The 12949-nt window shown below is 52.3% G+C and carries 10 protein-coding genes and 1 tRNA gene; 10 read left to right on the top strand and 1 reads right to left on the bottom strand.

Annotated features, from left to right (window positions below; translation table 11 throughout):
- Positions 1 to 311: 311 nt before the first annotated feature.
- The 10 genes from lepB (at position 312) to QZQ29_RS00550 (ending at position 11981) form a co-directional block, all read left to right on the top strand.
- Positions 312 to 866 carry a signal peptidase I gene (gene lepB, locus QZQ29_RS00595; protein ID WP_296958457.1) on the top strand — a complete coding sequence of 185 codons (555 nt, stop codon included), beginning with the start codon at positions 312 to 314 and terminating at the stop codon, positions 864 to 866.
- 591 nt (positions 867 to 1457) lie between these two features.
- Positions 1458 to 1534: transfer RNA gene (locus QZQ29_RS00590), tRNA-Pro, on the top strand.
- A gap of 60 nt (positions 1535 to 1594) precedes the next feature.
- A complete protein-coding gene (htpX, locus tag QZQ29_RS00585) occupies positions 1595 to 2458 on the top strand; it encodes a zinc metalloprotease HtpX (protein ID WP_296958455.1) in 864 nt (287 codons plus the stop codon).
- A 14-nt stretch (positions 2459 to 2472) separates the two neighbouring features.
- Positions 2473 to 2892: a nucleoside-diphosphate kinase gene (gene ndk, locus QZQ29_RS00580; protein WP_008858987.1), complete on the top strand. Its 420-nt coding sequence runs from the start codon at positions 2473 to 2475 to the stop codon at positions 2890 to 2892.
- Positions 2893 to 2902: 10 nt separating this feature from the next.
- Positions 2903 to 3406 carry a cob(I)yrinic acid a,c-diamide adenosyltransferase gene (locus tag QZQ29_RS00575; RefSeq protein ID WP_296958454.1) on the top strand — a complete coding sequence of 168 codons (504 nt, stop codon included), beginning with the start codon at positions 2903 to 2905 and terminating at the stop codon, positions 3404 to 3406.
- A gap of 513 nt (positions 3407 to 3919) precedes the next feature.
- Entirely contained in the window at positions 3920 to 6328 is a 2409-nt protein-coding gene (locus tag QZQ29_RS00570; RefSeq protein ID WP_296958452.1) for a U32 family peptidase, read from the top strand.
- Positions 6329 to 8677, top strand: a complete 2349-nt coding sequence (locus QZQ29_RS00565) for an endonuclease MutS2 (RefSeq protein ID WP_296958450.1) — start codon at positions 6329 to 6331, stop codon at positions 8675 to 8677. It abuts the gene before it with no gap.
- Between the two features lie 441 nt (positions 8678 to 9118).
- Positions 9119 to 9508, top strand: a complete 390-nt coding sequence (locus tag QZQ29_RS00560; RefSeq protein ID WP_296958448.1) for a hypothetical protein — start codon at positions 9119 to 9121, stop codon at positions 9506 to 9508.
- Positions 9509 to 9530: 22 nt separating this feature from the next.
- Positions 9531 to 10364, top strand: a complete 834-nt coding sequence (locus QZQ29_RS00555; RefSeq protein WP_296958445.1) for a DegV family protein — start codon at positions 9531 to 9533, stop codon at positions 10362 to 10364.
- Positions 10365 to 10379: 15 nt separating this feature from the next.
- On the top strand, positions 10380 to 11981 hold the full coding sequence (locus tag QZQ29_RS00550; RefSeq protein WP_296958443.1) for a DAK2 domain-containing protein: 1602 nt from the start codon (positions 10380 to 10382) through the stop codon (positions 11979 to 11981).
- A 357-nt stretch (positions 11982 to 12338) separates the two neighbouring features.
- Here QZQ29_RS00550 and QZQ29_RS00545 read toward each other — a convergent pair whose 3' ends face one another.
- Entirely contained in the window at positions 12339 to 12698 is a 360-nt protein-coding gene (locus QZQ29_RS00545) for a hypothetical protein (protein WP_296958441.1), read from the bottom strand.
- Between the last annotated feature and the right edge of the window lie 251 nt (positions 12699 to 12949).

Raw genomic sequence — 12949 nt, 5'->3', positions numbered from 1 at the left:
TGCATAGGATACGCAAGTCGGGAAAAGTTGGCCCTTAGTCTGCACATAAAAGGGCCTTCCCATGGCTTTCCCGACCGCCCATGTTCCGAGCAGCACCCATGTATGTGGGAGGGCCAAGGCGCGGACGCCTGATTCATTGGTTGAATTTACCTGGAGACTCCCCTGATAGGCTTTTCTGTTTTTTGCGTGGTGGAAAAGAAATCGGGCAGTAGATATGCTTTTATTAAAAACTGGCACAATGCGGGCCGATGTTGTACAATGAAGCATACGCAGAGGGATGATTTCTAATTTCAAATATAAAGGAGAATTTCATGCACGAAGTTTTGGATTGGGTCTATTCTATTGTGGTGGCCCTGTTTTTGGCCATGTTGATTCATATTTTCCTGTTTGTACCGACGAAGGTGTCCGGGGAGTCCATGTATCCTACGCTGCAGAACGGGGAGTATCTTATCGTTTCCAAAATCAGCCATGTGCTGCGGGAGATGCCGAATTACGGGGATATCGTGATTATCGACAGCCGTACCCACCGGGAGCGGTCCTGGATGGATGATTTGGATGAACCTATGAAGAATTATATTGCCATTTTCAATAAGTCTTCCCAGGGTCATAATGTATGGGTGAAAAGGGTCATCGGCCGGGGCGGCGATAAGCTGGAGTTCAAGAATGGCCATGTGTACCGCAATGGCAGTGAGCTTGATGAGCCCTATATCAATGAGCCCATGGAGTTTTCCATGGATGGTTCCTATACGGTGCCGGCGGGCATGGTATTTGTGATGGGGGATAACCGCAACCACAGCTCTGACAGCCGCTTCATCGGGCCGGTGCCGGTGGACCATGTGCTGGGCAAGGTGGTATTCCGGTTTTGATAAAAAAGCTTCCTGAGAAATCGGGAGGCTTTTTTGTTGGGACACGCGTTTTGGACACGCCCTTCGGGCGTGAGGGTTCAAAGGGTTCGGCCCGCTAAAAGCGGGCTGGTTCAAAAGGTTCAAAGGGTTCTGGTGGGCGTAAATAAGTTTTACCTATAATAATCGCCCCTTTTCTAATTAATGGGGGAGACGTCGCCTTTAGGCGACAGAGGGGGTGCATTTTACACCTTAGAAGGGGCGCCAGTATGACAAAACCTTTACAACCGCCCTGGCGGGCGCGGGAAAAGCTGTCAAAGACGGCTCCTTCCTGCCGAATGGGATTCTTTAGTGAGCTGGTGAGCTATTCAGAGTCAATGTCGGCGGGTACCGAGATTCTTCGCCTGCGGCTCAGAATGACTGTTGGGGCGGGAAGGCAAATCACGTAACGCTGACTTCATACTCATCGCCGAAGGCGATACCTTCCCCTCTGAACCCTCTGAACCTTTTGAACCTTCTGAACCCGGGCCGCTTCGCGGCCCTTTTAATAGGGAAATAAAAAAAATCCTTGACAAATCTCTCTTCATTGTGTATCCTATTACTTGTAACCGATGTCGGGACGTAGCTCAGTTTGGTAGAGCGCTACCTTGGGGTGGTAGAGGTCGCATGTTCGAATCATGTCGTTCCGACCACTTTTTTTATTCTAATACATTCATAAATTTCTATTTGTTGCGCAAAGTGAGGTCTTTTCTTTGAACAGAGTCAAATCGGTGATGCTGCTGACACTGCTCAGCGTGATTCTCATGGCAATCGGCGGTGTAGTCGGCGGCAGGAGTGGTGCTTTCACCATGCTTCTTATTTCATTCGCCATGAATTTCTATACTTACTGGAATTGTGACAAGATGGCTCTTCGGGCATACAATGCCCAGCCGCTTTCGGAGTCCGATGTGCCGGAGCTGTACCAGCTCGTGCGGGAGCTTACGGCAAAGGCCCATATGCCCATGCCCCGTCTTTATGTGATTCCTACGGATGTGCCCAATGCCTTTGCCACTGGCCGGAATGAAAATCATGCGGCTGTGGCTGTGACAGAGGGGATTCTTTCTATGCTGGACAGGGATGAGCTGGCGGGAGTTTTAAGTCATGAGTTGTCACATATCCGCCATCGTGATACACTGATAATGACGCTGGCTGCATCTATTGCTACAGCTATCAGCTACATCGCCAATATTGCCCAGTGGGCTGCCATTTTCGGCGGGGCCCGGGATGAGGAGGGGAGAAGTGCAAATCCCATCGCTCTTCTGGTGACCATCGTGGTGGCGCCGCTGGCGGCATCTCTCATCCAGCTGGCTCTGTCCAGGTCCCGGGAATTCATGGCGGACGCTTCGGGCGCCGAGATTTCCGGCAAGCCTCTGGCTTTGGCCAATGCGCTTCTGAAGCTGGATGCCTATGCCCATCATAAGGTGATGGCTGATGCGAAACCGGCTACCAGCGGGCTTTTCATCATCAACCCGCTGACCGGTGTCGGCGGAATGGCAAATCTGTTTTCAACCCATCCTTCTACAGAGGAGAGGGTGGAAAAGCTGCGTGAAATCGCAGCACAAATGCATTCTTATTAAGGAGGGTCATATTTATGGCTGACATTCAGAAAACTCTGGTACTCGTAAAACCGGACGGTGTGAAGAAACACATCTGCGGCGAAGTGATTTCCCGTTTCGAAAGAAAGGGTCTTTCCATTCACGCAATCAAAATGATTAATGTTCCTGTAGAACTGGCTGAAGAACATTATGCTGAACATAAGGGCAAAGGCTTCTTCAAGGCTCTTATCGATTTCATCACTTCCGGTCCCGTACTGGCCATGGTTATTGAAGGGGAAAATGCTGTAGCAGCAGTCCGTCAGATCAACGGCGCTACCAATCCGCTGGAAGCAGTACCGGGCTCCATCCGCGGCGATTTCGCTACTTCCATCGATGAAAACGTGGTTCACGCTTCTGATGCTCCGGAAACAGCAGCAAGAGAAATTGCTCTCTGGTTCCCGGAATTAAAGAAATAAGGTGATTGTCATGGCAAAGGTATATACACGTACAGGAGATAAAGGACAGACCAGCCTCTATACCAATCAGAGGGTATCCAAGGGCAGTCTTCGAGTTGAAGCTTATGGTACGGTGGATGAAGCCGATTCCGTTCTGGGAATGGCCCGTGCTTTTGCAGCTCATGACAATGTGAAGGAAACGATTTATAAGCTCCAGAAGGAGCTGTGGCTTCTCATGGCCGATGTGGCCAGCCTGGGTCAGGAACCGAACATTACGCCGGAACACGTGACCAACCTGGAACACATCATCGACCAGTATACCGAATCCCTGGCTCCCCTGGACCATTTCCTGGTACCGGGCGCTACCCAGGGCTCCAGCTTCCTGGATGTGGCCAGATCGGTAGTGCGCCGTGCTGAAAGATGCATGTGGCGTCTCTCTGAGGCGGAAGATGTGCATGATGTGGATATCCGCTACCTGAACCGTCTCTCCGACCTCTGCTTCACCCTGGCCCGTTATGAGGCGGAAGTGAAATAATCGTTCCTGATTTTGAAGGAGATATTCAAGGCGTTGAATACCTCCTTCTTTTATTTTATAATTTTTATGCAGGCTTTGTGACACGCCCTTCGGGCGTGAGGGTTCTAAAGATTGACGGGGCCTTCGCCCCGAGGGTTTAAAGGTTTGACACGGCCTTTGGCCGTGAGGGTTCTGGTGGGCGCCCTTCAGAAAGAGGGGGCGCCAGTTTAGATAAAACAGCTTGAGTTGGCTAGTGTACTAGTGGGTTGGAAGGCAAATCCCGTAACGTCTCTTGCGCCCCCTTGAGGGGGAGAGGGCCACATAGTGGCGCGGGGGTGTAGGAGGGGACATGGAGAAATGATACTTAATGTGGCCGTGACCGCTGAAGGCGGCATATATACTGCTGTGAGGCGGCGATACCACAACCCCCCGGGCCCAAGGCCCTTAAACTTAAGAATCCTTGTGCACGAAGGGCACATCAGACTTTAGAACCTTTCGCGTCCTTCGGGCGCTAATTATACACAGGAGGTCATCATGGAATTACTGGCACCGGCAGGATCGCCGGAACATTTGAGAGCAGCCCTGGACGCCGGGGCGGATGCGGTTTATCTGGGCGGCAAACTTTTCAGCGCCCGCCGGTTTGCCGGGAATTTTTCCAATGAGGAACTGGAGGAAGCGGTGCGGGAGGCCCATCTTCACGGTGCTTCGGTGTATGTGACGCTGAATACGCTCATCGGCGATGTGGAGATGAAGGATTTAAAGGGGTACCTTTCCTTTTTAAATACCATTCATCTTGATGGGCTTCTGGTGCAGGATCTGGGGGTGGCACGGCTGGCCCGTGAGCTGGCGCCGTCCATTCCTCTCCATGCGTCCACCCAGATGACCATTTCAAACCTGGACGGCGCCCTTTTCATGAAGTCCCTGGGGTTCCAGCGGGTTGTGCTGTCCCGGGAGCTGTCTCTTTCGGAAATTAAAGAAATCGTGGACAAGTCGGGCGTGGAAATCGAGGTTTTCGTTCACGGTGCGCTCTGTGTGTGCTATTCGGGGCAGTGCCTCATGAGCTCCTTTATGGGCGGCCGCAGCGGGAATCGGGGCGCCTGCGCCCAGCCCTGCCGCATGCCCTACCATCTGACCGATGAAAAGGGCCGGGTGCTGAATCATGGGGGGAATTATATTTTAAGTTTGAAGGATATGCTTGGCATTGAGAGGATTCCCGATTTCCTTTCTGCCGGTGTATCGTCCCTGAAGGTAGAGGGGCGCATGAAGAGCGTGGAGTATGTGTATAACACCGTATCCGCCTACCGCCGGGCCATTGATGCAGCGGAGCAGGGAAGGAAGGCGGATACGGCGCCTCTGGTGGAGACCCTGAAGGAGGAGTTTAATCGGGGCTATGCCTCTTCCTATCTGGATGACCATATCGGCAGGCACATGATGACAGCCCTCTCGCCGGGCAATCACGGCGTGGATGCGGGAAATGTGGAATCCTTGAAGGCTGGGTCCTTCCGTTTCCATGGCAGGGGAGACCTTTCCCGCTCCGTGGGCGTATCCTATGAAACGGACCATCACACCATGTCCTTTGTGCCGGTGAAGGATGTAAGAAAGGAGCAGGGCGGCAGTTTCTCCGTCCGCTTCAGCGAAAGGCCGAAGGAGGGCGGTGCGGTGTACTTTGTGGTGAAAGGGGAGAAGCGTTCCACCGCCATGAAGGATTTGAAGGGAAAGATTCCTATTTCCTTTACCTTTGAAGCGGCGCCGGGGGCGCCCCTCTCCCTTACGGTAAAAGACAGCGATGGCCATGAGGTAAGCCTTCAGTCGGACTATGTGGCGGAGAAGGCCAATTCCCGGGTCACTGCGGAAGAGGAGATAGAAAAGCAGCTGGGCCGTCTTGGAAATACCTGGTTCATACTGGCTTCTGCATCCATCAGGAATGAGGGCTGCATGGTGCCGAAGAGCCTTCTGAACCATATGCGGCAGGAGGCGGTGGAAAAATTGACGGTCCTCCGGGAGAAGGACCATGAAATGGAAATCCCAAAGCAGGGAAAAATGATATTTAGTCCCCTGGTTTCCAAACCTTTCTCTGCAGGTGGACCGCACGTGGTGCTGCGTACCGTTTCCACAAAGCAGGTGGAGGAAGGGCTTTCCCTGGGGGTGACCCATTTCATTTTCGGCGGAGAAACCTATGACCATTCCCACGTGTCGGAAGAGGAATATAAAAAGGCCCTTTCCCTGGTAAAGGAAAAAGGCGGTACCATCACCTTTGCCCTGCCCAGGGTGGTGCGTGAAAAGAACAGGGACAAGGAAGACCGGCTTCTCATGAAGCTGGCAGAGTTTTCTCCCGATGCCATGCTGGCGGAGTACCCCGGCGTGCTCAGGGTGTGGCAGGAGAAGGGAATTTCCATACCCCTTCTGGCAGGCACCTCCTTTAACCTCTTCAACGGGGAAGCGGTGAAGGAAATCGAAGGCTTTGGCATGAAGGGCGCCCTGGTGTCGGAGGAAGCCACCATACCCCAGATCCGGGATATGGTGAAGGCAGCATCCATTCCCCTTTCCGCCCTGGTATACGGGCGCACGGAAATGATGGTTTCCGAATACTGCGTCATCAACAGCGTCCTGGGGGATAAAGATAAGAACCACTGCCCCGGATACTGCAGGAATGGGTCCTATTTCCTGGAAGACGAAAAGGGAGGAAAGTTCCCGGTAAAAACCGACGAATGGTGCCATATGCATATTTTAAATTCCCATGTACTGGATATGGCACCCTATTTGAATGAATTAAAGCGCACCGGCCTTTTGGGTTTCGTGCTGGATATGAGAGCGGAGAAAGACGCAGCCCCGGTGATTTCCGAATACATGGATATTCTCGGCGGCGTGAGAAAGGCACCGGCTCCTTCTTCCCAAAAGGAGAGGGAAGTCACCCGGGGCCACTTCTTCAGAGGAGTTTTATAAATGGAAAAAGATATACTGGAAATACTTGAATTTGATAAAATCAGGGACATGCTGGCTAAACTGGCGCCGTCGGTGCTGTCGAAGGAACGGGCCCTCCATCTTACTCCCTCCTACGTGCCGGAGGTGGTGGAAAAGAGCCTTCAGGAGACCGACGAGGCATCGGTGCTTCTGGAAAAGGAAATCACTACGCCCCTGGGGGAAACCCATGATATCCTGGGCATCCTGAAAAAAGCGGAAAAGGGGAGCATCCTCACGGCCCGGGAATTTCTGGACCTGGCCAATTCCCTGGATACCTACAAGAAAATGCACCACTACTTTGAAGGGGAGCGGCACCTGCAGTATCCGGCGCTGGAAGAAGTTTCCTCCCTCATGGTGCCCCAGGACAGTCTGATTTCCCGCATTTTTCAGGTCTTTGACGAACACGGCGAAGTGAAGGACCAGGCATCTTTGAAACTCTACCGCATCCGTACCCAGAAGGAAACGGTGAAATCAAGAATCCGTCGTTCTTTCCAGCACATCCTTCAGGACAAAGACATGGCGCCTTATCTGCAGGATGCCATCATTACCCAGCGTAACGGACGCTACGTGGTGCCGGTGAAGGAAGAGTACCGCTACAAATTCAGCGGCATCGTCCACGACCGTTCCTCCACGGGCCAGACCCTTTTCATGGAGCCCATGGTATCGGTGGAGCTGAATAACGACCTGGCGGAAATGACGGCGGCGGAAAAACAGGAAATCCAGGAAATCCTGCAGAATCTCACCGATGAAGTGAAGAAAACGGTGGAGGTAACGGAAAACAACTGCCGCCTGGCTACGGATATGGAATTCATCTTCGCCAGAGCCAGACTTGCCCTTTCCATGAAAGCCGTGAAGGCCCGCCGCTCCGACGGGGTGCTGGACCTTCGGAAAGCCCGGCATCCCCTGATCCCGGCGGACCAGGTGGTGCCTGTTTCCATGACCCTGGGAAAGACTTTTCGCATCCTCGTTATCACCGGCTCCAACGCCGGCGGCAAAACCATTGCCATTAAGACCGCCGGTCTTCTTTCCCTCATGAATCAGTCCGGCCTCTTCATTCCGGCAGAAGAGGGCTCCATGCTGCCGGTGTATGACCACATTTACGCCATCATCGGCGATGAACAGAGCATCCAGGACAACCTGTCCACCTTCTCCAGCTACATTACCCAGCTTGTTTCCTTCCTGCCCTCGGCAGGGAGAAATGATCTGGTACTGCTGGATGAACTGGGCTCCGGTACAGACCCGGTGGAAGGGGCGGCCCTGGCCCAGTCGGTTACGGAATATATCCAGATGAAAGGGGCTCCCTCCATCATTACCTCCCATTTCAGTGAAATGAAGAAACTGGCCTATGAAACAAAGGGCATTGAAAACGCCTTCGTGGAATTCGACGAAAAGACACTGGCCCCTACCTACCGCTTAATCATCGGTGTGGCGGGCAACAGCAACGCCTTCAACATCTGCCGCCGATTCGGCATGCCCGACGTCATCCTGGGCCGCGCCATCCAGCTTAAAAACGAATCTCCCCTCCACAATATGGAAGAAGTCATGGAAAGGCTGAACCGGCAGAGCCGGGACCTGAATAAAGAAAGGGAAGAAGTGGACAGAACTCTTTCCCAGGCGGAAGAACTGAAAAACTCCCTGGAAGACGCCAGAAACGAATTTTACCGGCGGAAAGACTCTATCCTGGAAAAGGCCAGGGAAGAAGCGGAAACCATGAAACGGGACCTTCGGGTACAATCCGAAACCATTATCAAAGACCTGAAGAAAAACGCCGCCGCCCTGGACAAGAACAAACTGGGTGACAAGATTTCCGAAGTGAGAGGCCGAATCGACGGCCTCTCAGTACCGGGAAGGGAAAACAGAAGAGAAAAACTGCCTGAAGACCAGATTAAAAAAGGCAGCTACGTCTACATTGACACCATCGACAGTGAAGGCACCATCGTTTCTGTCAACCGCAGCCAAGTCTCCGTCCAGTGCGGCCTCATCCAGGTTAAAGTTACCCCGGACCACCTCTTCAAGGCTAAAAAGCCGAAGAAACAGGAAAAAATCCTGCCCTACGCCCGCAAAAAGACTATGACCCGCTCCGTGACCCAGGTGCATACGGAACTCAACATTATAGGAAAAACAGTGGATGAAGCTATCCCCGAAGTAGACCGCTTCCTGAACGACTGCTTCATGGCCGGCATCTCCCCGGTCCGCATTATCCACGGCAAAGGTACCGGCAGCCTTAGAAGAGGCGTGCAGGACTACCTTCGAACCCTGAACTTCGTCAAGGAATTTAAAATTGCCGACCCCAACAATGGAGGAGCCGGCGCCACGGAAGTGTATTTCTGAGTGGACACGCCCTTTGGGACACGCCCTTTCGGGCGTGAGGGTTCAAAGGGTTCAAAAGGTTCAGAAGGTTCAAAGGGTGGTTGTGGGCGGCTTCGCCGCCGGCTAAAAAACATACAACCGCCCTGCGGACGTGAGGGTTCAAAGGGGGACCGCCGCAGGCGGTCAATCATCGTAATGCAGCTTTTGCTGATAAACCCAAAGGTATCAAGCCGAACTCAGCCAGCAGCTGATTGCTAACTGCTATCATCTCTACGCCAGTCCCGTAACGCTGGCTATAAAACTTCATCGCCGAAGGCGATACCTTCCCCTCTGAACCCGGGGCCGCTGCACGGCCCCTTCTTATACAATTTCACACTAATTTCATATAAAAACTTGACCAAAAGTGCTGAGGGCGATATAGTTAAATATAGTGGATAAATATGTGGAATTACAGGAGATATTATGTTTAACTTACCCGATAAATATGTTGAAATTGATGGATTCAGGATTCCCGCAGACAAGGCGGAGGAGTACAAACGCATCCGGGACAGGATGATCAAAGAGGCGGAGAAGTTTTTCCGCACCTTCTGCGAAGTGGTGAAGCGGGAGAAGCTGGTGGACCTTTTGGGAGAAGGCATTGTGGGCTATTCTTCCACAGGGGAAATGCTGGCCAGGATTTCACTGGATCCCTTTGAATTATCTGCCATGAACGTGGCTCTGCAGCGTAAGAAGATTAAGGAATACATGCTGGCTACCAATGGCTATGATGACGATGATTACAAGCAGCTTTTGAAAGAGTTTGACGAAAGAAAAGCCGAAAGAAAAGCGCAGCGTAAAGCACAAAAACAATAATAACAGGAAGGACTGTTAGCCAATGATTCAGCTAGTTGTAGACAGTACGGCTGCCGTTCCGAAGGATTTCCTGGAGCAGCACCCAAATGTTCATGTGATTCCTCTTTTTATTTCGGTGAACGGGGAATATGTGCCGGAAAATGAAGCCACCATTGAACAGGTGATTGATTATTCCGAAAGCACAAAGAAGGCGGTTCCCACCAGCCAGCCCAGCACCGGCGATTTCTTAAAAATGTTCGAGTCCCTCCCCAAGGAGGACCCGGTCATTGTCATCTGCATTACCTCCGGCGTCAGCGGTACCTATAACGGTGCCGTTCTTGCCGCGCGCCAGTCGGGCAGGAAGGACATTACCGTCATCAATTCCCGCACCACCGCCATCGGCATGATGGAAGTCCTGGAGGATGCCATGGATTTCATTGACCAGGGGCTTTCCTTTGAGGAAATCAGCAAAGGCCTTCAGGAGTCCGCTTCCCTGATGCGGACCACCTTTACCGTGCCAACCCTGGATTATCTCCGCCGCGGCGGCCGGGTAGGCAAGGCGGCCGGGCTCATCGGCAGCATCCTGAAAATCAAGCCGGTCATTTATTTGAATGACAGCAATGAGGTGGATGTGCTTGCCAAGGTGCGCACCGAGAAGAAAGCGGCTGCTGCCATGATTGATTATCTCCACAAAAATTCACCCTGCAAACGCATCGGCATCGTCCATATCGAAAACGAAGAAGGAGGCAGGGCGCTCATGGCCAGGGTCCAGGAGGAATATCCGGACATTGAGGTCACCCTTTCCACCGGTACACCTGTTTTGGCATCTTATCTGGGACCGGGATTGACGGGAATTATCTTTGAAAGTGCCAAATGATGGGGGAAATGAATAATGTATAATACAATAGATGGGATTTGTTTCAAAAACATGCTTACAGGAGCCTACCAGCTCTTCCAGCAGAAATATGAAATTATCAACCAGCTCAATGTGTTCCCTGTGCCCGATGGGGATACGGGAAATAACATGCTGAACACACTGAAATCCATGTACAGCATGATTGCAGAGGAAAAGGCAGAACAGCCCGTGGGTATCCTGGCCGAAAAGGCGGCTGCCGGCGCCATCATGGGAGCCAGAGGCAATTCCGGCGTCATCCTTTCCCAGATTATCCACGGCATCAGCCGGGGACTCCACGGAAAGAAAACCGCTTCCTGCGGCCAGATGAGCAAGGCCTTCCAGTATGGCATCCTCTATGCCTACCGGGCCGTCACCAAGCCGGTGGAAGGCACCATCCTTTCCGTTGCACGGGGCATCGCCAAGGGTACCAGGGAAGTCATCCGCACAGAAACGGATTTCAGCAAAATCTTAGAAGCCTCCATCCGCTGCGGCAATGAAGCCCTGGCCAAAACGCCGGAGCAGCTGCAGATTCTGAAGGACGCCAACGTGGTAGATGCCGGCGGACAGGGTCTCATTTTCTTCCTCATGGGCTGCCTGAACGGTCTTACCGGCAAGGTGGAGGAAGTCAAAGTGGACGTAAAGCCCGTCATCAGCCGTCTGGAAGCCAAGGGCGAATCCTTCTCCATCGAATATCCCTACTGTACCGAATTCATCATCAGCCCCTGCAAGGTCAAGGCGAAGGACGTAAGAAAGAAACTGTCCTCCTGGGGCGAATCCATGATTGTGGCAGAAGGCGATAACCTGGTAAAAGTCCACATTCACGCCCAGCGTCCCGGCCACGTGCTGGATATGGCAGCCGACTGGGGCACCCTCCACGATATCAAGTGCGACAACATGGTGGACCAGTTCCACAAGAACAAGGAAAAACAGCAGAAAATGGTGAAAAAGCCTCTGGGCATCCTCACCGTGGTTTCCGGCGACGGCTGGACCGAACTCTTCAGGAAACTGGGGGCCGATGTCGTATCCGGCGGTCAGTCCATGAACCCCTCTGTTCAGGAATTAAACAGCGGCATGGACAACGGGCAGTATGAAAAATACATCATCCTCCCCAACAACAAAAACATTATCCTGGCAGCCCAGCAGCTCCAGAAAATGCTGGGTGAAAAAGTCCACATCGTTCCCTCCACCAATCCCATGGAAGGGCTGGCAGCAGCCATGGCTTTCTCCGAAGACAACAGCCTGGAAGAAAACCTGGAAGCCATGAACGAAAGAATGGGCGACATTACCACCGCCATGATTACCACTGCCGTCAGAGACAGCGTGGTCGGCGAAGCCATCATCCACAAGGATGATTTCATGGGTATCATGAAAAATCACGAAGTCATTGCGGAAAAGGACTTCACCAAATGCTTCCTTAACGTGCTCTCCCAGATTATCACGGAAGACACGGAAATCGTCACCATCTACTCCGGAAAAGACCTCTCCGAAGAAGACTGCCTTAAGGAAATCGACAAGGCGGAGAAGAAGTACCCTGACGTTACCTTCGAAACATATCAGGGCGGACAGCCCCTGTATCCCATGTTCATTTCAGCAGAATAAGAGCAAAAAAACGTCCCTGCGGGGGCGTTTTTGCGTGTTCGAATCGTGAACGGGATGAAGAAGCCCTGACTTTTCCTGTCATCCTGAACGCAGTGAAGGATCTCGGTACACGTCGATGGTGAAGCAAATGTCGATAAATACAAGTCGGCTGGGCATCTGTATTCCCGAAGGGGCCTGCGCCTTCAGCGCAGGGGCAAAGGCTTTGGTGGGCGTAAATAAGGGTTACCGTAAACAATCTCCATTTTGTTAATGGGGTGGCAAGCAAACCCGAGTCACACCAGCGAACTGGATTCGTAAATGAAATTCGATAACGATTATATCCCGGCTATCAAAAAAGCGCCCGGTTGGGCGCTTTTTTTATTTCTTATCCTTCGTTTCTGCACCGTCTGCAGGGCTTGGATAGAAGTACATAATGCGATCCGGCTGGAAATATTCGCTGGCCAGCCGTTTGGCCAGAATAGGCGTCATGGCCTGTTCAAAGTCCACAATTTCCAAAGGCGAAAGGGTGGTATCTTCCACCAATACGATGATGACCGGATTTACTTCCGGCGCATTTTCCGGTACTTCGCTCCGGTCCAGCGGAATGCTGAAAATTAGACGGACAGTGGCTACATACTGTTCCTTGTAATTGAAAATTGTGCCCCGGTACGTGTTTTCCCAAAGGGTACGCATAAGATCGATTCGGTATAAATCCTGGTTCTGCTGTTCTTCTGCCATGTAATAACCTCCTGGAGAGCGGAATGCTCTGTATGATAGTTTTATTGTATCGCATAATAAGGAAGATGGAAAGGGGGATATGACACGCCCTTCGGGCGTGAGGGTTGACGGCCCTTCGGGCCGAAGGTTCTTATGGTTCTTAAGTTTGACAGCGGCTTTGCCGCTGAGGGTGGTGGTGGGCGGCTGCACCGAAAACTAAAAACAACCATTTCAGGCGTGAGGAAAAACGCTTCCACTTGCCCGCTTCGCGG

The organism is uncultured Dialister sp. (assembly GCF_900538805.1).
Lineage (GTDB): Bacteria > Bacillota > Negativicutes > Veillonellales > Dialisteraceae > Dialister.
The sequence above is the reverse complement of the archived record's forward strand: the minus strand, read 5'-3'. Positions and strand labels throughout refer to the sequence as shown.